Below are 24,972 nucleotides of genomic sequence, written 5' to 3'. Positions count from 1 at the left end.
GCATACCATTTCTGCTCTATATGATTTCGCGTAATCACGTATTGGATTTTTTGAACAACAACAATCCTGCAAATATCATCAACCCACCAACGTATGTCGCCAAGGTAGGGATCTCTCCCATTATGAGGAAGCCCATAAAAGCGGCCAATAAAGGAGTAACAAACATATAATTCGTTATATCGCTTGTTTTTCGCGCCATCGTTAGTGCTTTTGACCACAACATATACGCAAGTGCACTTGGGAAAACACCCAGAAAACCCATCACCAACAATTGCTGGAGAGGGGCATTGCCGAATTGTACTGTCGCATCCGGTAAAAACCACAGCAGAAATAGGGTTCCAGCCAAAACGCTGTAAGCTGTTGCTTGTAAGGCAGAATATTTTTTCAGTAAAGAACGTTGCAGCAGATTATAGCCGCTGATGCAGACAGCTGCGCCAAACATCCAGAAAATGCCTGCGTTCACCGAAAGGATGCCGTTCCATAACGTCAAAATCAGAATCCCGAAAAATTCGATGATGATTGCGATCCATCCCAAGACCTTGATTTTTTCCTTGAAAATGATTCGTGCGAACAGAGCAGTCAGGATAGGTGCTGATGCGATGACAACACTGCCCGTTGCTGCCGTCAGCGATTTGGATGCTTGGTTGAAGGTGATCATATATAGCGCAAAACCTAAAACGCCGGCTAGCAGGAATTTAGGGATATCCTTTTTCTCCGGCAATCCAATTTTGTAAAAAATTCCGATTGCTATAAATAATAGAGAGGCGATCACATAACGAAGAACGCCTATCGCTTCTGCGGTATAGTAAGTCAGCGCGATTTTTGTAAAAACAAATGCCGATGCCCACAGCAGCACTGTAACAAAAGCATATAGTTGAGCCTGATTTTTTGTCTTTTGCATTTTTCCCTTCGCTTTCTTGAATAAACAAGTCACTCCTGGTGAAAATTCATTCATCTTTATAAATTCTCTTTTTGGTATAATTATAGGATAATTTAATGAAAAAAAGGCATGCAAGATGCAACATAAAGAAGATGATCTCGATAAGCAATCGGGTCATCTTCTTTATTTTTTCTGATGTAAAAGTTGAGTTATGTCTATTTGAAAAGATCTGCATGACTGCCTGTACGCTCAAAAATAATAGTGTTACGAGAAGGCGCATAGTAAAAAATTAACACCCAATCGCTATTTTTCCCTCCAATATGGATATCCCAACGCTTAGGTATTTGATTTTTTGGTTCTAATGGATGAAGTTTGAACTCGCTTCCTAATTCCTCTTCATTAAATCAGCAAATTCATTGCTGACTGTAATTTTTCTATTGGCTTACCTTGCTTAATTAATTTTTTTAAGTCTTTGTCAAACCTTGAAGTTGTTTTGAAATTAAGCATGCATTTCCTCATCTGCTTCTCGTTTCATTCTTGAGAAGTAGCTGTTTAAATCTTCCTCATTCTCCAAATCTGATCTCTTTATCATGTCAGTAGTTTCTTCAAATGCTTTTTTTGTTTCTTCATTTGGTTGATAATCGAAGGATTCAATTTCAAAGGGAAATTTACCTGTTTTGACAAATCTCGTAAGAAATATTTTTACTGCAACTGAAGTATTCATCCCAACTTCATCAAACATTTTGTCAGCATCTTTTTTGAGTTCATCATCAATTCTGATTGTAGCCATGGAAATTCGCCTCCTTTAATATGCAACTATTATAACACATATGTAAATAAACGTATACATATGTATACATAGGAGCCCTCGATGCCAGTGCATCCCCACCAAAATGGTTTTGACGGGTTATCTCATTATAAATTCTATTCCCATACAGCTCCATTTTCTTTCATTTTTTCTGACAACGACTCGGATAGAACGATATCTATTAAAATTAGAATTTTCTCATTGACAAGTCAAACAGATGCCCCCATAATGATGTAAATGAGAATCATTCTCAATTGAGTTGTGGGTTGATACGGCCTGGACTAATACATTTAAAGGAGAATCAATATGGATACATTTCTGCCCGCATTTATCATGGGTTTCAGGGAAGGCCTCGAAGCATTCCTTATCGTCAGCATCATTCTTCAGTATTTAAGGAAAAGCAAAAATGAACAGTTGCGAAAATATGTTTACTACGGGACAATCAGTGGCATTGTTGCTTCACTGGGTATCGGGGGCATTCTTTATATTCTGTCCAAAGCGATCGACCGAATGGATCAAGTGGCGAAATTATGGGAGAGCGGAGCAAGTTTTGTTGCGTTGATATTGGTTACTACGTTCATTTACTGGATGATCAAGCACGGCAGAAACATGGTTTCGACTGTGGAAACCAGTGTCAGCCAAAACCTATCTGCTCTTGGAATTGCCAGCGTCGCTTTCATAATGGTGGCGCGTGAAGGAGTAGAGGTCGCAATCTTCACTTTTGCCGGGCAGTACGCACTCGCAGCCTTGTTTGCGGGAATTGCAGCAGCGTTGGTTTTGGCAGTCCTGATCAATCATTCGCTGGTGAAAGTCAACTTGAGGATTCTGTTCAACATCACTTTGGCCTATCTTATCCTGCAAGCCGGCTTTTTGCTTGGTTATGGCATTCATGAAGGTTTGTCCGCGCTTGGCTCGATGAACCTGTTATCCAGCGATAATCCGCTGTTCATAAAAGCTTTTGATCTCTCTGAGACCGTTTTTTACCATAAAGAAGGACTGCTAGGCTTGCCTCTGTATGTCCTGTTCGGATGGTATTCAAAGCCGGAAATACTGCAATTCATTCTGCAATACGCCTATACGGGTTCGCTTTTTTATATTTGGCACAAGGAAACAAAAAAAGAAGCGCGTAAATTGAATTTAACCATCTAAGCTGAATCAAATTCCCATTATGTTCGTATTTATGCACCATAAGAAAAAGCATGGAGACCTTTGTCTGCATGCTTTTTCTTATGGTTTTTTTCGATCACAATTAAACATATTCGATGATGCCGCGTTTTAGAAGCTCTTTTCTCAAGTCCCCATTTTCTACCCGCAATCTTTTTACATCTGCCCTTAAAGCAGAATTATGTTTACGAACTGCACTTACGATTACCATCGTCAAAACAGGAACCATTAGTATTAAAATGAAAAATAAAGTTATTTGCATAGTCTATATCCTTCTTTCCGGATTATTTTTTTGATTTCATAGTCATAGCATACTAGGTGATTATGTAGACCGTATGAAGAATCAAATCTCCATTAAATCTACACATTGCTCCGGTATATTAGGGTTAACAAATTCTCAACGTATTCATAAGTAGCACGAATTGGTGTTTAGTAATCAAGGGTACTATAATTAACAATGTAGAGACGATCGTTGATGCCACGGATTTCTGTAAGCATAATTTATCAAAACTTCAAAAGACGAACTACCGCTCCAGAATCGCTTTAAAGGTTTAGTGGAGAAAGAAGGCGAGTACATGAAAAACAAGCATCCATTAGTGTGGGGTGTGATTCTGTTTGGTGCAATTGCCATATTGATTGGGTACAGCATCTGGATGTTTATGTTCACAAAAAGTGTTGGAACAGTCGGTTACAATCAAGGGTATTACAGCAACGGCATGATGGGTGGCAGAGTCAACAGCAACCAGAACAGCAGTAATGAGAAATTGACACCCGACCAGATCCTGTCGGATGTGGAAAATTACTTGAAGGGTTATGGGAATAACCTTCAAGTGGCGGATATTTTTGTCTTCACCGATGCGGATTACTACGTTTCAGTGGAAGAGAAAGATACCGGCAGAGGGGCAATGGAAATCTTGGCCAATCCTTACACGGGACAGATTTACCCCGAGCCAGGTCCCAACATGATGTGGAATGAGAAATATAGCATGATGATGGGAGGCTCCTTACGCTACAATACGAACACAACGTATACGGCAAATGTGGACCGGACAGAAGCAGTCAAAATTGCAGACGATTTTGTGAAGAGCCAGTTTGGGGCAACTTTTTCTGTTCAGGGTGAGGGGCACGCGTTTTATGGTTATTACACTTTTCATATCGAGGAAGACGACAAAGTAATCGGGATGTTGAGTGTCAATGACCTTACCGGAGAAGTCTGGCACCATGATTGGCATGGCGATTTGGAACAAGTGATTTCTGAACATTAGCAGAAGGGGAGCGGGGAAAATGATGAATTATTACGGATATAACATGATGGGTGGCTGGGGAATTTTCATGATGATTATCCTCCTAGTAATTTTAATAGTTATCATCGTGTATGTTGTGATGAAACTAGTCCAGGGAGGCAATAATGCTGGCACAACTTCAAATGGCCGAGATGAGGCACTTGAAATCCTTAATCAGCGTTATGCAAAAGGAGAATTATCTGACGAAGAGTACCAACAAAAGAAGAAAATATTGAAAAGTTAGTTAGGGAAATTCGAGCATTTGATAAATGAAAGGAGAAAATCATGGCAAAAACTAATATCCACACACCATTCTTTGTTTTTAACCCCAAATCCTATTTGTTTGGAGAAAACTTATTGGAACTAGTTAGAGAAGCAGATGCGCTAGCGGAAGAATTTCCGATTTCAATTTTCGTAACCGCGCCCTTCGCCGATATTGCAGCCGTTTCATCAAATTCCAAAAATATTATTGTGACAGCTCAGCATTTAGATGGCATTAATCCGGATAAAGGAATGGGTCATGTGTTACCCGAATCACTTTATGAAGCAGGTGCACGTGCAGTATTTCTAAATCACGCTGAACGTCCCTTAACTCTGAACGGATTAGCTAAAGCAATTACGCGCGCAGCTGAACTTGAAATGATAACAATTGTATGTGCAGATTCAATTGCAGAGGCAAAGGCAATCACAATGCTAAATCCCGATATTATTCTGTGCGAACCTTCAGATTTAATTGGTACCGGTAAAACAAGTGATGAGAGCTATGTTAAAGAAACAATCGAAGCTGTTAAGAGTCTTAATCCGAATGTGTTAGTTATGCAAGCAGCTGGAATAAGCACGGCAGATGATGTCTATAGAACAATTTTGCTGCAAGCTGATGGAGTTGGATGCACTAGTGGTATAGTGAAGGCAAAAGCCCCCCAAAAAATGCTGAGAGATATGGTTGAGGCAACTGTAAAAGCATCAAATGAAAACAACAAATAAGGAAATGAGACCTTATTAACGGAAAAACTCCTTTTACTCAATCTTGAAGATAAAAATTCAGAATAAGGCCTTTCAAAGCCAGCAATTAGTGCTCAACAATATGATATCGTTAAAGGTGGCCTCACACGGGCTTTGTTTGAAAGAGTAAAACAATTTCCGACGGGGATACAGAGTAGTGCCATTTATCATTTTCGGCCAGAAGACTCCTACCTCTAGGAATGAAAAGGACGCAGCCCAATGAGTAGGCGAGAGATGAATGGCGGTAGGCATCAGCCTATTTTTTTCGTAAAATTCTTGCCGGTAACGAAGGCCTATCGTTACCGCGCTGTAAGGCAATCAAAACAATAAGAATGCGGATGTTGATTTAAAAATGTCGTAGAGGCTATTATCAAAGATGAAAAAGGAGAATAGTATGCTGAACAGAAAAATTACATTAGAGCGTATACCCGAGCCGCAAGTGTTCGAGCGTGTCGCCCCTACCTTTTTAAATGCTGGAACGATTACTGAACGAAAAGAAAAATTGTTGCAGAGAATGAGTGAAGAAAACGTTGAAGCTTTGGTTATTTACGCGGATAAGGAACATGCCGGCAATTTTGAGTATTTAACCGGTTTTATTCCCCGTTTTGAAGAGGGCCTATTGGTTGTCGAAAATCCAGAGAAATTTACCTTGATTCTGGGCAATGAGAATTTAAAGCTATGTGCGCATTCACGTGTTCCGGCAGATTTGATTCATTACCCACAATTTTCATTGCCTAACCAACCCATGGAGAATGAAAAAACACTCGAATCCATATTCCTTGATTTGGGTATCGCCAAAAAGAAACGGATCGGCGTGATTGGTTGGAAAATGTTTACAACTAAACAAAGCAATCCATCCACTCTGTTTGATGTGCCGTACTTTATCGTAGATGCCCTCAAAAATACAATCCCAGCAGGTTGTGATTTGTTTAATGGTGCGTATGTGATGATTGGGGATAACGGAGCCCGGACGACAAATAATGCCAACGAAATCGCGCATTACGAATATGGCGCTAACCTGTCGTCGCGCTGTATGTTACGTGCCATGAATGCTATTGAACCGGGCTGCAAAGAAACAGAAATCGGAAATCTATTGAACGCCGATGGACAGTACAATTCAGTTGTGACGATTGCGGCGGCAGGACAGCGTTTTGAATTTGCCAATATATATCCCACTCACAAAGAAATTCAATTGGGCGATCCCATGTCCTTGACCACTGGATTCAAAGGTGGTTTATCCAGTCGAACCGGGTTTGTGGTTGAGCAAGCAGAGCAACTTCCGGAAAAGCAAAGAGATTATTTGGAAGCCGTAGCAAAACCTTATTTCGCGGCTGTAGTAAGTTGGCTGGAAAATATAAAAGTTGGAATGGCCGGAAATGAACTGTATCAGATTATCGAAGCTGTTTTTCCAAAAAATGAGTATCATTGGCACCTGAATCCTGGGCACCTGACATCTGATGAAGAATGGATGGCATCCCCAATCTATGCAGATTCTTCTGAGAAACTGAAAAGTGGAATGATTATGCAAATTGATATCATTCCATCGGTGCCTGGGTATACAGGAGTGAGTGCCGAAGAGTGCGTTGCTATAGCCGACGAAAATCTGCAGCATGAAATACAAAAATTCTATCCGGAATTATGGGAACGTATTTCTGTCAGACGGAACTATTTAAAAAATGTGCTGAACATCAACCTAAGTGCGGATGTGCTGCCTTTATCCAACACAGTTGCGTATTTGCGACCATTCTATTTAGCGAAAGAAAAAGCTTTAAAGGTGGAATAGACTATCCGTCTTTTTTCCTGGCATTTCAGCAGAAGCTAAGTTTGGATTCAAAATGGACCATTAAATGAAGACTGCCTCCCGATAAGTGTATCGGGAGGCAGTCTTCATTTATGATCCGTATGTCCTTGGCAAAGTTCCCCTCACCCTTATGCTTCTAATAATGCTGCTATTTCCATTAAATTTGATACGGTGTACGTGCTCTTAGGTGCTAATGGCTCAGGTTGATTTTTTTTACGGTTGAACCAGACACAGTCCATTCCTACGTTGAGAGCCCCTTTGATATCTGAGGACAAGCGATCCCCGATCATTAAAAATTCTTCTTTATGCCCTGTGTTCAAAGTATCCAAAATATGTTGAAAGAAAAGAGCATTCGGTTTCTCATACCCGATTTCTTCGGATATAAAAATATCTTCAAAATAGCCTTGCAGCTTGGAATCTGCTAATCTTTTTCTTTGCGTACTGCCTACGCCGTTTGTTCCAATATATAATTTGTATCCCTGCCTACTTAACGTGTTTAATAATTCAGTTGCGTGGGTAATGGTTGAATGCCCTTGATTTAAATGCTCGCGGTACATCGCCTCAACTTTTGATCCGCTCTCATCTATCTGAAATTCTTTCAAAAATAAAGAGAAGCGTGTTTTTAAAACTTTCTCGCGAGAAATCAAGCCCTCTTCTAATTGAGACCACAACCTATCATTAATACCCTTATAACATGCAATAGTCTGTTTGTTGTAAGGCAATTTATACAACGTGATAATTTCTTTTAAAGCCTGCTCTTCCGTGTCTTGGAAATCAAGTAGTGTATCATCTAAATCAAAAATGATATGTTTATATCTGTTCATTCTTCTCCACCTCTTCTTTGTAATATATCGCATATCAGAATATAATAATAGGAGATATATCATAGTGAGGTGACAAATTGGAGAAGATTCGTCTAAAAGAGTATGCTGCACAATCTGTCGATGTATATAGAAGCATGCAAGCAATTTTTCCGGAAGCAATGTTACATCAAGCTTACATTTGCAAATTTTCCTGCAATGAATATATTGTGCGTTTTGACGAAGAGATTCGCTGCTTATTTTTATTGTTGGATGGGAGGGCAAAGATCTATTTAGTGCATGAAAACGGAAAACGCGCACTGATTCAGTTTCTAAAGAAAGATGATTTTATCGGTGAATTATCTTTAATTGAGGTAGAAAAAAATTTAAAAGATGTTGTGGCTATAAATGACTGTACGTGCTTGGTGATTCCGTTAGCATCAGCGAAAAAACAGCTGCTGGAGGATAATGCTTTTCTTCTGCATTTATCAAAGTATTTAGGTGATAAATTGCTTAAAAGAACAGATCATTACACAGCTATGCAAGATTATGAACTCAAAAATAGATTAGCAAAATACATTCTTCAAATTGAAAATAATGGCTATTTTCAAGAAAAACTTACGGAGACAGCGGAATATGTGGGAGTAAGCTACCGACATTTATTATACACGCTCAACAAATTCCGTGAAGAAGGATTATTGGAAAAAAGAGGCCGACAATATTTCATTGTCAGTAAAGAAGCGTTGGAAAAGTTAAGTTTGAAAACCAATGGATATACCAACCAAAATTCCCACTAGTGACATAGAAGTCACCACTCGGTAAAATAGACGATTAAATCAACAACACCTCGAATATAATGAATAAGCAAACGAGCGGGCTTCATTCATTATATTCGAGGTATTTTTTGCTTTATTTTTATTTACTCCGTAAAGAACGAATGAATGTTATCTTTTTGCCACGACTTCTATTTCCACATCCGCACCGAGCGGTAATTCGAAAACTGCGACACAAGTCCTGGCAGGATAAGGCTCGGTAAATTTTGTTTTATACACTTCGTTCATCCTCTCGAAATGCTTCATACCCGTAAGATAGACATTTGCCTTTACGACGTTCGCTTCTGTAAGTTCCAGTTCGTTTAAAATTCTGTTGATATTCTTGAAACATTCTTCCGTTTGTTCTTCAATAGTCAAGTCCTGTTTTTCCAGCGTCAAAGAATTCTTGGCAGTCTGTCCGGATACGTATATATATTCTCCAGCGTCTATCGCATGGGAATAAGGGCCTGAACTCATGACGTCTTTTGCGGTATAAGCTTGTCTCTTCATGATGATAGTCTCCTTTGGTTTTTTTGTTGACGGTTTCTGTTTGATTATAGCATATTGTGTATAAATATATTGAATAATTGATGCACCGCGCTATGTGTATTTTGCATATAGCTTTAAAGCTAATTGTAACGACAGGGTATGATTCGCATCGTTGAAGTCATAATTGAGAATATCTTTGATCCTATCTAATCGGTACAAGAGCGTATTGCGATGAATGAATAAATCCCTAGAGGCAGAGGCAATGTTATGATGGTTTTTCAAAAAGACATCCAACGTGTCCACTAAATTCGAGTTGTTTTCTTGATCATATGCAATGAGGTCATGCAAAAAATAATCTATAAATACCGAAGAATCTGGATCGGATATTTGCTTAACCAAAAAGGCTTCTAAATACAAATCATTTAGAAAATAAATCCCATTCCTGTCATCGGAAAGAGATTTGAGGATATTTTCGGCCTCATCGTAGCTTTGGTTCACAGATAATAGCGGTTGAGTCGAACCAACAACCACAGCGGATTGAAGTGTGTTTGAAAACCGTTCTTCCAAAAACAGCTTCAATTTCTTTAGAATGGTGATTTGCTGTAATTGTGAGGCGCCGGTAGCTAACCTCTTTTCCGTACCCAGAATCCCGACCAGTTGATGTCCGCGTTTAAAGAGATGGAAGGGCAAAAAATTGGACTGGGTATATCTTTGGCAAGCGCCCAGGATCTGTTCCATGGTTTCTTCTTCTCGACGGAGTTCCAGAACAGACTTGTTTTGTGTTTCAGGAAAATGAATGGTGAAGATGCAAGCTGCATAATTCAATTCGTAGTCTATGGTCATGTTCAGTTGTTTTAATTCCTCTAAAGTTTTGAAATTGCCAGCGAGTAAATCGGATAAAAAGTCTCTATAAATACGATTTTCAATGCGATTTTTTTCTTTTTGATGAACAATTTCCAACGCTAAAGACATCGTGCAACTCTCTATTGCAATATAGTCCATATTCAATAGAGGACGATTGCTTACATAAACGATCACATAGCCATAGTGCGTCTGGTTAAAGTAGATGGGCGTGATGCAGCAGAGTAGTTTTTGATTGTTCTTCTCGATATTGCGATAAAAAGGATGCTTTATTTTTTCTGTTTTAACAGGCAAATCGTTGAAAAGATGATGCGGGAAAACGTATTCATTTTGATGATTATCCAATGTTCCCAAAAGCTGTCCATTCAATCCTTCATGTGCCATAATCTGCCAGTTGCTCGCCGTTATCACGACAGGATTCCCGATTATTTTTCGTAATTCTTTGGTAATCGAGGCAATGCCGCCACTATTTAAGCTAGTCTCAAAAAATTGGGAGTGAATATCAAGGGCTATTTGTTTTTCGTTCTCTAATGTCGCTTCGATTTGTTGCATAACCGTTTTGATGATCTTAGAGAAAGCGATACCATAGGGAATTTCAATCAAAGGGAGAGCTAAATCGTTGCAGAGTGCCTTTAAATTGGGTGATATTTCTTTCAGAAAAAGTTGTGGTTTCACACAGACGCCCGCAATATTCATTTCCTTAAAACGCGTAAAATATTTTTTTTGAGCTTCAAAACTCTCTTTAAAAAAGTATCCAGAAGTGACGATGAGTTCACCCGCAGAGAGCCAATCATCTGCGAAAGGATTATCCATGATGTTGACGCCGGTTATGTCATTGGCGCTGCCTTTTTCGCCGGCAACTAACCTAAAATCGTGTGAGGTTGGTAATTCTAGGAAATCGGTTATATTCATTATGCGTATCCTTTCTATTTTTTCAAACAGTATAATGGATTTGGTTATATTATACAAATGAATACCGACAATTTTTGTTGATTCAACTGTACTAATGATGCCAAAGTATTGTTACAGTAAGATAAAATCCAAAGATAAAAAGGAGTGAGCGTATGAAGCTGCTGATTCAAAATGTACGATTAGAGGCCGGTTACTTGTATGAGAACGAGACCGTTGTAGCCACCCAAACAGAAATCGGGGCGCTTTTGATCGAGAACGGGCGCTTTGTTAAGTTTGCTGAACAGATAGACCCGAACGGAGCCGAAATTCTGGATGCTCAAGGCCAGTTGTTGCTGCCTTCGCTAAAAGAAATGCATGTGCATCTGGACAAAACCTATTTTGGTGGCGAGTGGCACGCCCCCTCGGAAGCGGCGAACGGTATATTCACCCGGTTAGAAGAAGAAAAAGTGTTATTGCCCGCACAATTGGCAAGCGCAGCAGACCGTGCCCATCATATGATTCAGCATTATATTGCGAATGGTCATACGCACATTCGCACGCATGTAAATGTTGATCCCCAAATGAAAACGAAGCACGTTGCAATAATCAAAGAAGTGCTGGATCAATATAAAGACAGAATCACCTATGAAATCGTAGCCTTTCCTCAACATGGGCTGCTGCGAAATGGAGAGGACTTCTTAACGGTCATGGAAGAAGCGCTCGCGATGGGCGTGACTCATATTGGCGGAGTGGATCCGGCTATGATGGATCATGATATCGGTGGGGTTTTAGAGAAGACTTTTGAACTGGCGGAAAAATATGGTGTAGGCATAGATATCCATCTTCATGATTTGGATACGCTGGGAGCTTTTGAAATGCATCGCATCGTGGACACCATCGAAGCGCATCACTTTCAAGCACCCGTAACGATCAGTCATGCCTTTGCTTTAGCGGGAGTCCAAGGTGCTGAACGTGACGCGCTGGTGCAACGAATGGCAGAAAATCACGTAAACGTCACCACTACAATTGCGATGGGAGACGATCCGATTACGCTGCCTATTGCTTATTTGGATAAGAAAGGGATTCAAGTTGCATTCGGGCATGATAGTTTAATCGATCATTGGTCCCCATTTGGTACAGGAAATACTGTTCAGAAACTGAATCAAGTTGCCAGACGGTTTCACTGGGTGGATGAGTACCGGATAGGCCAATCTTTAAAATTCGCGACAGGTGGGATAACGCCCCTGAGTGAAAAAGGCGCGCGTATCTGGCCCAAAATAGATGATAGTGCCAATGCCATTTTGGTGGATGCCGTCAGTTCAGCGCATCTGATTGCACGCCAATGTCCCATCTCTACTGTTATTTCAAACGGAACGATTATTCACAAAACTGATATTGACTTGAAAGGAGCCTATCGCGGATGAATTGGATATGGAATGTTCGGTTGGAAACGGGAGAAAGTATGGATTCTTACGGCAGAGTGCAGACAGAGACCGGTCTTTTCCATCTGAAAGTGGATGAGCAAGGACAAGTTGTTGAAATCAGTGCTGCCGAGAACAGGCAACCCGACGGAGAAGGTTTTGACGCCAAGCAAAAATTGGCTCTACCGGCATTTAAGGAGCTACACAATCATCTGGATAAGACTTATCTGTCCTTAGAATGGAAAGCAAGCCGTCCTTCCAAAAACCTGGATCACCGCTTAGAAATGGAAGCAGCAGAATTGACGGAGCTAGCAAAAACAATAGAGCAGCGTGCACAAACCATGATCGAACGGCATCTGAAAAATGGTGTGAATCATATTCGGACACATGTGAATATTGATCCGTTTATTCGCTTGGAAAATCTGAAAGGCGTCAAAAAAGCCTTAGACAAATACAAGGAGTACGTCACCTATGATATTGTTGCCTTTCCGCAGCACGGTCTGTTACGGCATGCGGAAGTGCCCGACTTATTGAGGCAAGCCTTACAATCAGGTGCCACGATGCTGGGCGCGCTGGATCCAGGTGGGATCGATAAAAATATCGAAGCGTCCTTACAATTAACGATGGATATCGCAAAAGAATACCAAAGTGATGTGGATTTTCATCTCCACGATTCTGGTCATTTAGGGTATTATACAATGGATCATTGGCTGCGGATGGTGGAACAGCAGGGATACAGAGGGAAAACGAGTTTTAGTCATGCGTTTGGGTTAAATGGTATCGGCGAAAGCAAACAACGGGCGTTTGCAAAACGTTTGAAGGATAACAATGTTCAAATCTTGACGACGGTTCCCATCAGTCTGCAAAGAAAACTGATCCCTATCGATCTTCTGACCGAAGCGGGTGTTTTTGTCGGGATGGGGTGTGATGGCTTTTATGACTCATGGGGTCCGTATGGATCGGGCGATGTGCTAGAACGGGTAAAAGAATTTTGTGAGTACACAGGCAAGACCACCGAAAGAAAACTGCGCGAAAGCCTCGCGTACATTACGGAAGGTGTGACGCCTCTTGATCAGGAGTCAGTCTATCAGTGGCCCAAAGTCGGCGATGAAGCGAGTTTTGTTTTACTGAATGCGTCATGTAGTGCTGAAGCTGTTGCTAGAGCTCCGCAATCGCAAGAAAGAATCCTTATAAACAAAGGCAAAATATACAATCCTTATAAACAAAGGCAAAATATACAATCCTTATAAACAAAGGCAAAATATACAATCCTTAATAAACAGTACGTCTATTGGGAAGAAGGGGAAAATATGACAGCAAATAATCATAAAATACAAGAAGCACTAAACATTTTAAAGAAGACGCCATTGGACAGTATCGATGAGCATGGGCAAAGCCCGCTCATGCATGCAGTGCAAAAAAATGATCTTTTGCTTACGGCTGCGTGCTTGAATGCCGGTTTCAGTCCCAATCAAAAGAATAGAGACCAACTATCGCCCTTCATTGCGGCAGCGGCCAATGGTTTTTCAGATGTCTTTCAATTGCTGCTCGCTTATCAGCCGCAAGTAACGCAGACGAATCAGTTTGGCGGGACCGCGCTGTTGCCATCCAGTGAAAAAGGCTATCTAAAAGTAGTGCAAGCAGCCATTCGTGCGGGGGTGCCGGTTGATCATGTCAATCGTCTCGGTTGGACGGCTCTCCTGGAAGCCGTTATTCTCGGAGATGGTGGCTTTTTATACCAGGAAATCATTCTTGAACTGCTGCGGGCACAAGCAGATGTAACAATAGCAGATTTTTCAGGAAAAAATGCACTGGATTACGCAGAGGAACTTCACCAGACGAAGGTGTTGGCTATTTTAAAGAAGCCGTATTCAGATGGTTATGCAGATGTGCGCGCGTTATTGCGGGCAGAGAAGTATTTTGAAGCACTAAAACAGATCGCTCCGTTACCGGATGATACTCAAAAATTATTTTTCTTGGGCTACACATTTGAAATGATCAAAGACTATTCCGCCAGCGCTTTTTATTATTCCGAAGGACTTGCATTGGACCGTCAGTTTGCCTTTTATTTAGCAAATTTAGAAAATAAAAGAGACAACCCGGAAAAAGCGCTAGACTATTTGGACGGGGGAGTCCGTTCGACCAACAGCGAATTTCTTCGCTACCATAAGACCAACTTCTTGAGGAAGTTAGGACGCCATGAGGAAGCCATAGAAGAAACGGATCAATTGTTGGATGAATTGCCCAATCGGGTAGACTATCTGTTCCACAAGGCGAACAGTCTGAAGAGTCTTGGGAATACAGCAGCTGCAATAGAAGTACTCAGCCAAGCCAAAGTCATTATGCCTCAAAATCCTTTGTTCGAGGAACAAATGAACCGCTTGATGAGCAAAAAATAGGTACACGAATAAAAATGATTTGAAAAAAACGGAACCGCCGGATGCCGGGATAAAAGCTTCTGCTTTACCCGGCATTGGACGCTGTTGGTTAAAGTAACCAGAAAAAGTCACTTTTTATTGTAAGGAGTGTCCATTTTATTTTTAAAAATTTGGGTTATATTATGAGTAGTTAATAAATTGAAAGGAGGAACCGTTATCAGAGTGCATACCTTCGATAAACAAATACCGATTCGGTTAGAGGATCAGCGGTTGGAAAGAATGCACACCTTTAAGAACAGCATAAACTTTGGAATAAATAATGAAATTTTATTGACCGTCGCTACACGAAGGCTGGATAGGGCACCGCTCACCATTCTTTTTGATTGCGATAGTTTGGAATGGTTCGAACACGATTTCATTGGTATCCGAGCTAGCGAATTGATCGCTGAAAATCCAAGTCGCACGTATAGACTTGAAAAGGAAGCTGCATTTGAATGTCTGCCGATTATTTTTTTGCCAGAAAATGAAAGCGCTGTATTTTTGGGGATTTTCGAAAAAGGTCAAGCCACTGCTCAATCCAGTGAAAAAATACCCGTAATCAACCCAATGGATCATTATGCAAGGGAAAAAATTGTAGTTGAAATGGATGGATTTAAAAACTGTTGGCTGAGAAATGAAAAAGAATTAGCCTATCAGCAGTTATTGCGGATTTTAGGACTCGGTATCGGGTTGACACCTACCGGAGATGATTTTATAACGGGACTCTTTGCCAGTCTATATGCGAAGAAATCTTTTCCTTCTTTTTATTTGCAACTAAAAGATAGTGCGAAATCAAAAACAAATGCCGTAAGTTACGCGGAGATCCGGGAAGCAGTGGAGGGACGCTTCTCGCAAACCATTCAAAACATCTTTATTGCTGCATCGAAAGGTGAAGAACAGGGGATAACGAAAGCAATACATGATTTGAAACAGGTGGGATCGACATCCGGCAGTGATATTTTATGGGGGATTGTTTTTGGACTAAAATTATTTGGAGAGGAGTTTGAATATGGCTATTCAAACAGTAATTAAGAAAAGTACTTATTTTGATTCAGTGACATTAATGACAATCTCAACCCGCGCGAACGAATTGGACTCCGTTAAGGCGGCAATGATCGGCATGGGGACAGATATGAATATTGAAGTCATCCGGAATGTAGGCTTGTATACAGCCGATCTGGATGAAGTGACAACAGGAGATTTAATGATTGTTTTGGATTTAGTGGACGAAGCCGATCCTGAAGCAGTCTTAGCAGAAGTGGAGACGCTTTTTGAAAAGAAAAAAGAAGCATCCTCCAAAGACCTGAGCTATAAAACGCTGGATTCAGCGCTGAATGAAAATCCGGATGCAAACATTGTCGTTATTTCAGTCAACGGGAAGTTTGCCTATCGTGAAGTAAATAAAGCCTTAGATCAGGATAAACACGTTATGTTATTTAGTGATAATGTGAGCATCGAAGAAGAGTTGCTATTAAAACAAAAAGCACATGAGAAAGGACTCTTCATGATGGGACCTGACTGCGGAACGGCCATCATCAACGGTGTTGGTTTATGTTTTGCGAATGAAGTCCGCGCAGGAGACATCGGGATTGTCGGCGCGTCCGGAACCGGGAGTCAAGAAGTCAGTGTACAAATTCATAAAAAGGGATTCGGTGTATCCCAACTGATCGGCACGGGTGGACGTGATTTGTCCAGCGAAATCGGTGGCATTATGATGTTGGACGGAATTGACGCGCTTATGACCGATGAACAAACAAAAGCTATCTTATTGATTTCGAAACCACCTGCAAAAGAAGTGGAACATAAAATTCTTGAAAAATTAAAAAACACTTCTAAGCCGGTAGTGATTTACTTTATTGGAAGTGAACAAACCGATTCCGCCCTATCACATGTGACTTATGCCAAAAATTCTTTGGATGCGGTCGAAAAAGTCATTCCATTTAGCCAAATGGAACCGCAAGAGACCGTGCTTTTCCCGGATCCGACTGCAAGCGAGCTACAACAGATCGCCAAGAATCAAAAAGAGTCTCAAAAGTATATCAGGGGGCTATTTTGTGGGGGAACGCTCTGCGATGAATTGCTGTATGCGCTGATGGACAGTTCGGTAAGCGTTTACAGCAATATCAGTAAGTTTGAAGAAGGGCAGTTAACGGATCTGAATGTCAGCCAAGGAAATACCTTGATTGACTTCGGTGATGATACCTTTACTGAAGGACGACCGCATCCGATGATCGACCCAACGTCTCGTATCTCTCGTCTGATTCAAGAAGCGAATGATCCAGAAGTAGCTGCAATTGTTTTGGATTTTGAGCTCGGTTATGGATCCCATGAAGATCCTGTGGGCGCCTTGGAGAATGCGATCAAGGAGGCGAGAGCCATTGCCAAGGAAGATGGCAGAGAATTGGCGATTATTGGGTATGTTCTAGGGACCGAAAAGGATCCTCAAGATGTCTTCGAACAACGGGAAAAGCTTGAACAATTAGGCGTGATCGTTGTGGATAGTAATTATCAATTGTGCGAAGCTGCAAAAACATTCATCAAAGGAGCGTAAAAATATGACAAAGAGAAATGAATTGTTTCAGTCAAAAGTAAACACAGTCAACGTGGGCATCGAATTTATTAACGAAGATCTCAAAAAGCAAGGGATTGAATCTCATCAAGTAAATTGGGCACCGCCGGCAGGAGGAGACGCGGAGTTGTTGAAATTATTGGATCGGTTGAACGAACCAGGGACACTTGAGAAAATCCAAAAAGCAAATGAAGAGGCCGTCTCCCGTATTATCCAATCGAAACCCGTTTTAGTTGGATATGATAAGGCACTCAACGTTATGCCGAATATGACTAAAAATACCATCCTGCACGCAGGACCGCCAATAGCGTACGCAGACATGTGCGGCCCGATGCAAGGAGCGATCCAAGGTGCCATTGTTTTCGAAGGCTTGGCGTCTGATTTGGAAGAAGCAGATAAAGTTGCGCGTTCGGGTGAGATTATCTTCTCGCCTTGTCATGAACACGACGCAGTAGGTTCGATGGCGGGCGTGACATCAGCAAGCATGTACGTCCATATCATTAAAAACGAAACATACGGTAATATCGCCTACACAAACTTGAGCGAGCAGCTTGCGAAAGTGTTGCGTTTTGGGGCTAATGATCAAACTGTGATCGATCGCTTGGTCTGGATGAGGGATGTCATGGGTCCTATGCTGCATGATGCGATGAAATTATGTCCAAAAGGCATTGATCTACGCTTGATGCTTTCACAAGCCTTACATATGGGAGATGAATGTCATAACCGTAATGTGGCGGGAACCACGTTGCTCGTGCAAGCCTTAACACCTTACATTGTACAAACGGATTTCACAAAAGAACAAATGAAAGAAGTTTTTGAATTTATCGCAAGCTCAGATTACTTCTCGGGTCCTACATGGATGGGGGCAGCCAAGTGCGCGTTGGATGCAGGTCATAACGTTGAGAACAGTACCCTTGTTACGACAATGTGCCGGAATGGCGTGGAGTTCGGAATTCGGGTCAGCGGTATCGGCGGAAACAACTGGTTCACAGGCCCAGCACAACGAGTCATTGGGCCAATGTTTGCCGGTTACACCCAAGCGGATGCTGGATTGGATATGGGGGATAGTGCAATCACTGAAACCTATGGTATTGGGGGATTTGCTATGGCGGCAGCGCCAGCGATTGTTCCATTAGTTGGGGGGACAGTTGCCGAAGCATTGAATTATTCAAGAGAAATGAAAGAAATTACGACCGCAGAAAATCCAAACATTACCATTCCGGTATTGAATTTCATGGGGATTCCATCAGGGATTGATGTGCTGAAAGTAATGGAAACAGGCATGTTGCCGATCATCAATACCGCTATCGCTCATAAAGATCCAGGTGTTGGCATGATTGGGGCAGGTCTGACAAATCCTCCAATGAATGTTTTTAAAGAAGCTTTGGTAGCATTAGCAGCAAAAATTCACTGAAAATAAATGGAACCGCTCAGGATGCGTCTTGAGTGGTTCTGATTTGGAGAGAATATATGGACACCAAAAATATAAAAACAGGCCCGTTACTGGCCTTTATTGTTAAAATTGCGACAAGTTTTATATTATATTTTTCTCTGGTGAATATTAGAAACAGCACAGATTTTTACTCCTATAATGATGTGGTCTCGAGAGTCAATGACAGCTATTTTTATAAGACTGTTTATTTCTTCATGAATTTTACAGAAGGAGAATTTTATGGGGGTATTTTTACAACACTGTTTCTGATTATCGGTGCTTGCCTGGCATGGCTTCTATATAAAAAGAATTCAAAATGGCAAGGATTCGGTATTACTGCAGGTTCGGGAACATGGCCTTGGGTGTTTGCGTCCCAAGTGCTGTCATTGTTTCTGACGGTCTATGTATTTAATTTTGTCCGCTTTTTTTCGGAGGACGTCATGTGGTTGCCCACATTTATCGTAGTAGTTGGAACGCCTCCTGCATTAACGATTGTCTATGGACCGGGCTGGAGAAAATTATTCACCATTTCTATCTTGAGTTCATTATTTACATTCCCGTTTGCCCATTGGATGAACCAATACATCATGCCCACGCTGCATATCCCGGGTATGGTCTCCAATATCGCGACTATGGCTTTTGTGGGTTTTGTTGTATCGATCATCTGTCATCAATTGCCTTGGATGAAGCCAAGTACTGCAAAAATTGCCCTGGAACGAGCAAATTTACCGATGAGGCAAGAGGATACGGAGACTTTTTTATGGTCTATCCGTCGTACCTTAGCTGATTTTTCGGAAGCATGGTTTTACGGGAATGAGCTGATTGGTATTTTTGTCATCGTGGGTGTCATCACCGACTGGCTCATCAATATTAATCATATTACGAACGGATCTGGACTCGTCCCTGAAATTTTGATGGGACAAATGATCGCTTCATCAGTAGGGATTTTGTTGTATCGTAAGCGATATGCTGAAGACGGATGGTATCCTACATTTATGCCTTTAGTGAGTACGGTACCCGGCATCATTTTGATGATGGGTGGAGGTATCTGGATTTCCGTTGCAGCGGCCGTCCTATCTGGAATGATGGCTGCACCTGTAGGAAGCTATCTGGCAAAACGACTGCCGAATTATATGCCTGGCGCAGTAGGATTTGTTTCTGGGATGACGATCGTTACCATTCTGGTCTCAGCTATTTTGAATAGCTTTGAAATTTTTTTGTAGTCCGAAACAGCAGACATGCTACGCGTACGCTGAGATTAGACATAGACTGAAAATATAGGATATAAATAGCCGGATGACTTGCGCAGGAAACGCAAATTGTCCGGCTATTTATGTTGGGGATTAAAAGGACGGGGTATTTATCGTTTTTATAGAGAGAAAGACTACTACTGATTGGCTACTCGTTCAACTTGTACAATACCCATGCCTGTGATTTGTGGTGGGAGCATTTTCAATTAAGGTAACGTGTACGGTATCTCCTTCAAGGACGTCCTTGCCCGTTTCTTGATTAATAATATGAATGCAGAAGGCTTTAAATTTGATTTAGACTCTTTTTTCATCCATTTTTCCAAGAGCATATGTGAAAGTGTATGTGTCAAGAGTGGATTTGAAAAAATCCTTACCAAAGCAGTCCCGAATGGCGTCAGACCATCTTACAGAAGTGTTCAACTCAGCAATAAATGCCGTCTTGGCGCGCTTATCCAGAAATGTATGACAGCGTTCACAAAGTATTAACAATAAAAAGATTGTAACCGTTTACCATTTGATGGTATTCTTTCCTTAGTTCTTACAACCGAGTTTTATTTAAATGATTACGCTTGCTTGTAAAAGAAACGCAGTTCCATAATGCGATACAACCACTCGGCTTCGTAAGTTCAAAATTTCATATCATGGAGGGGATTTTTATGTCAAAGAATGCTTCAGCGTCTTTAAGCGAAACGAATTACAACCGCGCAAAACTATGGCAGATCGTGTTGTTCACTCTGAATAACTCATCAACAAATATTTATTTGTTCGCTTTTGGTTTTGTCACCTATTATTCCACAGGTCTTGTAGGGTTGACCGCACTATTCGTAAGTCAAATCATGGGTTACATCCGTATCTTTGATGGGGTTATTGACCCAGCTATCGGTGTTTTGATCGACAAAACAGACACCAAATTCGGCAAGTATCGTCCCATTATGGTTTTAGGCAATCTTATTACTGTTCTTTCATTCTTGGTGTTATTCAATATTCATGGTTTGGGCGAAGGAATGAAAATTCCGGTATTCTTGTTAGCATTAGTTGTGCATAAGATCGGTTATTCCTTGCAAGCGACGGTTACAAAAGCCGGTCAAGCTGCTTTGACAAACGATCCGAAGCAACGTCCGATCTTCAATATCGTTGATGGCTGGGTAACGACTTTAATGTTCACTGGTGGCCAAATCGTCGTGGCCAACCTGATGGTGCCAAAATACGGCGGCTTCACACCGGAATTCTTCAAAGTATTCATTCCGGGAATCATGGTCATCTCAGCGATCCTCGGCATTCTGGCGATCATTGGTATTGCCCAAAAAGACAACAAACAATTCTTCGGTATCGGTGAAAAAACGACCAAGACATCGTTCAAGGATTACTGGCAAATCGTTAAAGGCAACAAGCCTTTGCAAATGCTGACGATGGCGGCAGCTTTTGTGAAATTCAATGCGCAAATGTTCGGCGATCAAGTTGTATTGATGATCCTCTTCGGTATCATCTTCGGTAACTTTGGTCTATCCGGAACAATCTCGTTAGTGCTGATTTTGCCTAACCTTTTGTTCACAACTTTTGCAGCGACAATCGCTCAAAAAAGAGGGTTGCGTTACTCCTACGTCCGTTACTTGCAAGGTGCCGTCATTTCCTTGGCGCTGTTGGGCGGCTTGCTGTTCTTTGCAAACCCAGGCGATTTGAGCTTCTCTAACTTGTCATTATGGACAGTTGCCTTCACAGTCGTTTTTGCTTGTGCGAAAGGCTTCACTTCCACACCGTCAGGCTTGGCATTGACAATGGCAGCGGATGTCTCCGACTACGAAACAAGTGTATCCGGACGTTATGTTTCCGGTATGTTGAGCACCATGTTCTCCTTGACTGACTCAGTGGCATCCTCCTTTGCACCAATGTCGATTGGTTGGATCCTGGCCGCTGTGGGATTTGCGCAAGCTTATCCAACTGCTGACACACCACTTTCGCCACAATTGCGTATCGCCGGTATCGTCATGATTTCCGTGTTGCCTTTGGTTGGTACACTCATCGCGTTGGCGTTCATGAAATTCTATCCATTGGACAAAGAAGCCATGGAACGCGTTCAAATCAAAATTGCAGAAATGAAACAATCAGATTCAAACGATGGTGCCGGTGCAATGCCAGAAGTAATGCCTGAAACAGTCCCTGTACTGAATGACTAAGGCAACGAGCTTTCCGTTCTAAGGAAACGTATACAAAAAGATCGGCAGCACTGACCATGGATTTGGTTGGCGCTGCCGATCTTCTTTTTTGCGTGGCGGCAGTGTGCTATGCGCCGTGGTTGTTTACGCCCAGGCCGGATTTATTAGCCATTCAAATCTTCTGCGTTCTCCAGTGTAGTTCGATTCATTGTTGCTTGTATGGATTCCTGATTTTGTGCCTATTGTACAGATTGCTTCAAAAAACGCACAAGGTACACATACTCAATACAAAGCTAGCTTGCTATAGTTGAAGCTGTGGTAACCGCTTTATCGGTTGCTGACTCAAGAAAAATATATCTAAAAGGGGATACAATTATAATGAGTGGCTACAACGCAGTACTGGCAAGAAATACGGAAAATGCACCAAAAAGTTCTCTATCAACACAATCGGTAGCTTTCTCTCACTATAACCATCTATCCGCGCAATTACCGTTGGACCCACAATCGGGTAAATTGGTCGTCGGTGGTGCAAAAGAGCAAGCCGAACAGTGCATGAAAAATATCAAGGCAATTGTGGAAAGTGTTGACCATGTTATGGATGACGTGGTTGCCGTCACTATCTTCCTTAAAAACAGTGCCGATATGGATGCTGTAGATGAAGTTTGCACAAGCTTCTTCCCAAATGTTCTTCCTGCGCGGACAACCGTTGCAGTTTCAGCTTTGCCTATGGATGCTTTGGTGCAGATTGAAGCACTCGTTTCACACGGTGAAGGCACCATACCGAACGCACCGCAAGCAGGCGATCTCATCAAGGTTACAAATAATACGTCGAATGCGCCAAGAAGTCCGCTATCTGCACAATCGGTAGCTTTTTCTCACTACAATCATCTATCCGCGCAATTGCCGCTGGATCCACAATCTGGCAGCGTGGTAGCCGGTGGTGTGAAAGAGCAGGCTGGGCAGTGCTTAAAGAATATCAAGGCGATTTTGGAAAGTATCGATGTTCCTTTTGACGATATCGTTAAAATCAATATCTTCCTTAAAGACCTATCGGATATGGAAGCCGTGAATGAAGTTTATACAACCTTTTTCCCGGACTCAGCGATCGCCAGAGCCGTAGCTTATGTCCCAGCCCGGACAATCGTTGCGGCGTCAGGATTACCGCTGGATGCTTTGGTACAAATCGAAGCGGTAGTGTCACACGGAGATGGTACACCTCCGCAAGCAGTAGAAGACAGACACGGACTTATCATAGAAGCAAGAAATACGGAAAATGCACCAAAAAATGCACTGTCTACACAGACTGTCGCTTTCTCTCACTACAACCATCTATCCGCCCAATTACCATTGGACCCACAATCTGGTAAATTGGTGGTCGGTGGCGTAAAAGAGCAAGCCGAACAGTGCTTGAAAAATATCAAGGCAATTGTAGAAAGTATCGATCATGCGATGGACGATGTGGTCAAAGTAACCGTACTTCTTAAAAATTATGCTGATATGGCAGCTGTAGATGAAGTTTATACAACCTTTTTCCCAAGCGGTATCCCTGCCCGGACAACCGTTGCGGTTGCAGCGCTGCCTATGGATGCTTTAGTCCAGATCGATGCAGTTGTATCAAACGCTGAAGGAACACCTCCAATAGCTTAAAAAACAGCCGGATACTCCGCGATTTTTCGCGGAGATCCGGCTGTTTTTTAATTTTAGCGGACTACTTAGACTCTGCAAAGGCTGCACAATAATTACTGACTAGCCAAAGTTAACCGAATTTAGTCATTATAGACATTTTTATTTAATCAGATGCGGTATAATACTAGTATAGAATCTAGCTTTAATTTGATGAGGAGGCACTAACAAGATGCGCTCTCACAAATAAAGAACGCCCTTCTGGTATGCCCCTAAGTATTCTGATCGGAAAGATTACGTCAATCCTTTAATTCACAACTTATATAGTAGATAAAATAAGTAATGAAAGGGCTGAAAAAATGAAGAATATAGTTTTATACAAAAGCAGATATGGAAATACTTTTCAGTATGCGACTTGGATTGCTGAAGCACTTCATTGGGAAATCAGAGAATTTTCGGAGTTTAAAAAAGAGGAGATCAACGAATATCAGAACATAATTTTTGGAACGGGTGTATACATAGGCAAGATGAATCAAATCAAAAAAGTCCTGAAATGGTTTGAAGACAAGTCCATTATTATTTTTGCCTGTGCGGGTAACAACAATGTACGAGAAGATATTGAGGTAATCAAGAGGAACAATTTTACGGAAGAACAGTTGGCATTTCACAAGTTTTTTTATCTGCCCGGAGGTGTTGATTTTTCAAAAGTGCAAGGACTATTTAAAAGTATGTTAAACGTGTTCAGAAAAGTCCTGGAAATGAAAAAAAACAAAACTGAAGAGCAGAAAGCTATTCTTGAAGGATTTTATCATCCGACTAATTATGTCGACAAAAAACACATTGAACCTATTCTTGCCTTTGTTCAAAAATCTGATATCTCATAAGAAGCATAACTAAAGTAAATGTGAAATTAGCAAAAGAATATTGCTCAATAGCTGAATCATAATTGTGACAAATGGAGGAGAAGAAAATGAAACTTAAAACAAAATCATGGATCAACGCAATTTTATTGATTTTCACATTAATCGTAAATGGCATGGGTGCTTTTGGTGTCATCAACGGTCTTTCACAAAAAGAAGTTTCTGATATGTATCCAACTCTAATCACACCCGCACCTTCAACTTTTAGTATTTGGAGCATTATATACACTTTCTTAATTATTTCTATTATTGTTATGATTTTCAAGAATCAAGATTCTTACTATGAGCGAGCAATTGATGAGACAATGTCATTAACTTAAGCGACTTGACATCTGAAAAAAGCGAGAATGCATTCAATTGTGCATTCTCGCTTTTGTTTTGTGTTGGAAGGAGGAT

24 protein-coding genes are annotated in these 24,972 nt (G+C 41.3%); 17 read left to right on the top strand and 7 right to left on the bottom strand.

Going from position 1 to position 24,972, the window contains the following annotated elements; genetic code table 11:
- Positions 1-34: 34 nt before the first annotated feature.
- The 3 genes from C8U37_RS12630 to C8U37_RS12620 all read right to left on the bottom strand — a co-directional run bounded on the left by C8U37_RS12630 (position 35) and on the right by C8U37_RS12620 (position 1,670).
- Positions 35-901 (bottom strand): DMT family transporter, encoded by an 867-nt coding sequence (locus C8U37_RS12630; RefSeq protein ID WP_108033599.1) that lies wholly within the window; start codon positions 899-901, stop codon positions 35-37.
- Between the two features lie 194 nt (positions 902-1,095).
- Positions 1,096-1,224 (bottom strand): type II toxin-antitoxin system YafQ family toxin, encoded by a 129-nt coding sequence (locus C8U37_RS14860; protein ID WP_425445669.1) that lies wholly within the window; start codon positions 1,222-1,224, stop codon positions 1,096-1,098.
- Positions 1,225-1,379: 155 nt separating this feature from the next.
- A complete protein-coding gene (locus C8U37_RS12620) occupies positions 1,380-1,670 on the bottom strand; it encodes a type II toxin-antitoxin system RelB/DinJ family antitoxin (RefSeq protein WP_108033576.1) in 291 nt (96 codons plus the stop codon).
- Between the two features lie 324 nt (positions 1,671-1,994).
- Here C8U37_RS12620 and C8U37_RS12615 point away from each other — a divergent pair, with 324 nt between their 5' ends.
- The gene (locus C8U37_RS12615; RefSeq protein WP_211306248.1) at positions 1,995-2,837 is read left to right on the top strand and encodes an FTR1 family iron permease; all 843 of its coding nucleotides are present in this window, start codon (positions 1,995-1,997) and stop codon (positions 2,835-2,837) included.
- Between the two features lie 100 nt (positions 2,838-2,937).
- Here C8U37_RS12615 and C8U37_RS14510 read toward each other — a convergent pair whose 3' ends face one another.
- On the bottom strand, positions 2,938-3,114 hold the full coding sequence (locus C8U37_RS14510; protein ID WP_170100291.1) for a hypothetical protein: 177 nt from the start codon (positions 3,112-3,114) through the stop codon (positions 2,938-2,940).
- A gap of 313 nt (positions 3,115-3,427) precedes the next feature.
- Between C8U37_RS14510 and C8U37_RS12610 the strand changes: the two genes are divergently transcribed.
- The 4 genes from C8U37_RS12610 to C8U37_RS12595 all read left to right on the top strand — a co-directional run bounded on the left by C8U37_RS12610 (position 3,428) and on the right by C8U37_RS12595 (position 6,920).
- On the top strand, positions 3,428-4,117 hold the full coding sequence (locus C8U37_RS12610) for a hypothetical protein (RefSeq protein ID WP_108033575.1): 690 nt from the start codon (positions 3,428-3,430) through the stop codon (positions 4,115-4,117).
- Between the two features lie 19 nt (positions 4,118-4,136).
- Positions 4,137-4,379, top strand: coding sequence for an SHOCT domain-containing protein (locus C8U37_RS12605; RefSeq protein ID WP_108033574.1), 243 nt, complete (start codon positions 4,137-4,139; stop codon positions 4,377-4,379).
- Positions 4,380-4,420: 41 nt separating this feature from the next.
- Positions 4,421-5,119 carry a triose-phosphate isomerase gene (locus C8U37_RS12600; RefSeq protein WP_108033573.1) on the top strand — a complete coding sequence of 233 codons (699 nt, stop codon included), beginning with the start codon at positions 4,421-4,423 and terminating at the stop codon, positions 5,117-5,119.
- A gap of 415 nt (positions 5,120-5,534) precedes the next feature.
- Positions 5,535-6,920, top strand: coding sequence for a M24 family metallopeptidase (locus tag C8U37_RS12595; protein WP_425445668.1), 1,386 nt, complete (start codon positions 5,535-5,537; stop codon positions 6,918-6,920).
- 146 nt (positions 6,921-7,066) lie between these two features.
- On the opposite strand, the gene C8U37_RS12590 is transcribed toward C8U37_RS12595, so the two are convergent.
- Complete coding sequence (locus C8U37_RS12590) at positions 7,067-7,762, bottom strand: YjjG family noncanonical pyrimidine nucleotidase (protein ID WP_170100290.1); 696 nt, start codon at positions 7,760-7,762, stop codon at positions 7,067-7,069.
- Positions 7,763-7,839: 77 nt separating this feature from the next.
- On the opposite strand from C8U37_RS12590, the gene yeiL reads away from it, so the two are divergent.
- Positions 7,840-8,535 carry a transcriptional regulator YeiL gene (gene yeiL, locus C8U37_RS12585; RefSeq protein ID WP_146161836.1) on the top strand — a complete coding sequence of 232 codons (696 nt, stop codon included), beginning with the start codon at positions 7,840-7,842 and terminating at the stop codon, positions 8,533-8,535.
- A 147-nt stretch (positions 8,536-8,682) separates the two neighbouring features.
- Here yeiL and C8U37_RS12580 read toward each other — a convergent pair whose 3' ends face one another.
- Both C8U37_RS12580 and C8U37_RS12575 read right to left on the bottom strand, forming a co-directional pair.
- Positions 8,683-9,060, bottom strand: a complete 378-nt coding sequence (locus C8U37_RS12580; protein WP_108033569.1) for a RidA family protein — start codon at positions 9,058-9,060, stop codon at positions 8,683-8,685.
- A 90-nt stretch (positions 9,061-9,150) separates the two neighbouring features.
- On the bottom strand, positions 9,151-10,812 hold the full coding sequence (locus C8U37_RS12575; protein WP_108033568.1) for a PucR family transcriptional regulator: 1,662 nt from the start codon (positions 10,810-10,812) through the stop codon (positions 9,151-9,153).
- A 152-nt stretch (positions 10,813-10,964) separates the two neighbouring features.
- Between C8U37_RS12575 and C8U37_RS12570 the strand changes: the two genes are divergently transcribed.
- From C8U37_RS12570 to C8U37_RS12520, 11 genes are all read left to right on the top strand, one after another.
- Complete coding sequence (locus tag C8U37_RS12570) at positions 10,965-12,215, top strand: amidohydrolase (RefSeq protein WP_108033567.1); 1,251 nt, start codon at positions 10,965-10,967, stop codon at positions 12,213-12,215.
- A gap of 20 nt (positions 12,216-12,235) precedes the next feature.
- Positions 12,236-13,462, top strand: a complete 1,227-nt coding sequence (locus C8U37_RS12565) for an amidohydrolase (protein ID WP_245879843.1) — start codon at positions 12,236-12,238, stop codon at positions 13,460-13,462.
- 60 nt (positions 13,463-13,522) lie between these two features.
- On the top strand, positions 13,523-14,611 hold the full coding sequence (locus tag C8U37_RS12560; protein WP_108033565.1) for an ankyrin repeat domain-containing protein: 1,089 nt from the start codon (positions 13,523-13,525) through the stop codon (positions 14,609-14,611).
- 201 nt (positions 14,612-14,812) lie between these two features.
- Entirely contained in the window at positions 14,813-15,661 is an 849-nt protein-coding gene (locus C8U37_RS14710) for an oxamate carbamoyltransferase subunit AllH family protein (RefSeq protein ID WP_245879842.1), read from the top strand.
- Complete coding sequence (gene fdrA / locus C8U37_RS12550) at positions 15,639-17,180, top strand: acyl-CoA synthetase FdrA (protein WP_108033564.1); 1,542 nt, start codon at positions 15,639-15,641, stop codon at positions 17,178-17,180. The genes C8U37_RS14710 and fdrA overlap by 23 nt, the downstream gene beginning before the upstream one ends.
- A 4-nt stretch (positions 17,181-17,184) precedes the next feature.
- Positions 17,185-18,612: a YlbE family protein gene (locus C8U37_RS12545; RefSeq protein ID WP_108033563.1), complete on the top strand. Its 1,428-nt coding sequence runs from the start codon at positions 17,185-17,187 to the stop codon at positions 18,610-18,612.
- A gap of 56 nt (positions 18,613-18,668) precedes the next feature.
- Positions 18,669-19,853 carry a hypothetical protein gene (locus C8U37_RS12540; protein WP_108033562.1) on the top strand — a complete coding sequence of 395 codons (1,185 nt, stop codon included), beginning with the start codon at positions 18,669-18,671 and terminating at the stop codon, positions 19,851-19,853.
- 683 nt (positions 19,854-20,536) lie between these two features.
- Positions 20,537-22,054, top strand: coding sequence for an MFS transporter (locus C8U37_RS12535; RefSeq protein WP_108033561.1), 1,518 nt, complete (start codon positions 20,537-20,539; stop codon positions 22,052-22,054).
- A gap of 357 nt (positions 22,055-22,411) precedes the next feature.
- A complete protein-coding gene (locus C8U37_RS12530) occupies positions 22,412-23,680 on the top strand; it encodes a RidA family protein (protein WP_108033560.1) in 1,269 nt (422 codons plus the stop codon).
- A 335-nt stretch (positions 23,681-24,015) separates the two neighbouring features.
- Positions 24,016-24,540, top strand: coding sequence for a flavodoxin domain-containing protein (locus C8U37_RS12525; RefSeq protein WP_108033559.1), 525 nt, complete (start codon positions 24,016-24,018; stop codon positions 24,538-24,540).
- A gap of 86 nt (positions 24,541-24,626) precedes the next feature.
- Positions 24,627-24,896 carry a hypothetical protein gene (locus C8U37_RS12520; RefSeq protein ID WP_108033558.1) on the top strand — a complete coding sequence of 90 codons (270 nt, stop codon included), beginning with the start codon at positions 24,627-24,629 and terminating at the stop codon, positions 24,894-24,896.
- Positions 24,897-24,972: the final 76 nt, after the last annotated feature.

The organism is Trichococcus patagoniensis (assembly GCF_003051085.1).
Classification (GTDB): Bacteria; Bacillota; Bacilli; order Lactobacillales; family Aerococcaceae; genus Trichococcus; species Trichococcus patagoniensis.
Note: the sequence above shows the minus strand (reverse complement) of the source record. Positions and strands in the feature narration are given on the sequence as shown.

Bases quoted from the DNA above. Each gene is read 5' to 3' on its own strand.
- C8U37_RS12630 (WP_108033599.1), bottom strand. From the start codon at position 901: ATGCAAAAGACAAAAAATCAGGCTCAACTATATGCTTTTGTTACAGTG.
- C8U37_RS12620 (WP_108033576.1), bottom strand. From the start codon at position 1,670: ATGGCTACAATCAGAATTGATGATGAACTCAAAAAAGATGCTGACAAA.
- C8U37_RS12615 (WP_211306248.1), top strand. From the start codon at position 1,995: ATGGATACATTTCTGCCCGCATTTATCATGGGTTTCAGGGAAGGCCTC.
- C8U37_RS14510 (WP_170100291.1), bottom strand. From the start codon at position 3,114: ATGCAAATAACTTTATTTTTCATTTTAATACTAATGGTTCCTGTTTTG.
- C8U37_RS12610 (WP_108033575.1), top strand. From the start codon at position 3,428: ATGAAAAACAAGCATCCATTAGTGTGGGGTGTGATTCTGTTTGGTGCA.
- C8U37_RS12605 (WP_108033574.1), top strand. From the start codon at position 4,137: ATGATGAATTATTACGGATATAACATGATGGGTGGCTGGGGAATTTTC.
- C8U37_RS12600 (WP_108033573.1), top strand. From the start codon at position 4,421: ATGGCAAAAACTAATATCCACACACCATTCTTTGTTTTTAACCCCAAA.
- C8U37_RS12590 (WP_170100290.1), bottom strand. From the start codon at position 7,762: ATGAACAGATATAAACATATCATTTTTGATTTAGATGATACACTACTT.
- C8U37_RS12580 (WP_108033569.1), bottom strand. From the start codon at position 9,060: ATGAAGAGACAAGCTTATACCGCAAAAGACGTCATGAGTTCAGGCCCT.
- C8U37_RS12575 (WP_108033568.1), bottom strand. From the start codon at position 10,812: ATGAATATAACCGATTTCCTAGAATTACCAACCTCACACGATTTTAGG.
- C8U37_RS12570 (WP_108033567.1), top strand. From the start codon at position 10,965: ATGAAGCTGCTGATTCAAAATGTACGATTAGAGGCCGGTTACTTGTAT.
- C8U37_RS12560 (WP_108033565.1), top strand. From the start codon at position 13,523: ATGACAGCAAATAATCATAAAATACAAGAAGCACTAAACATTTTAAAG.
- fdrA (WP_108033564.1), top strand. From the start codon at position 15,639: ATGGCTATTCAAACAGTAATTAAGAAAAGTACTTATTTTGATTCAGTG.
- C8U37_RS12545 (WP_108033563.1), top strand. From the start codon at position 17,185: ATGACAAAGAGAAATGAATTGTTTCAGTCAAAAGTAAACACAGTCAAC.
- C8U37_RS12540 (WP_108033562.1), top strand. From the start codon at position 18,669: ATGGACACCAAAAATATAAAAACAGGCCCGTTACTGGCCTTTATTGTT.
- C8U37_RS12535 (WP_108033561.1), top strand. From the start codon at position 20,537: ATGTCAAAGAATGCTTCAGCGTCTTTAAGCGAAACGAATTACAACCGC.
- C8U37_RS12530 (WP_108033560.1), top strand. From the start codon at position 22,412: ATGAGTGGCTACAACGCAGTACTGGCAAGAAATACGGAAAATGCACCA.
- C8U37_RS12525 (WP_108033559.1), top strand. From the start codon at position 24,016: ATGAAGAATATAGTTTTATACAAAAGCAGATATGGAAATACTTTTCAG.
- C8U37_RS12520 (WP_108033558.1), top strand. From the start codon at position 24,627: ATGAAACTTAAAACAAAATCATGGATCAACGCAATTTTATTGATTTTC.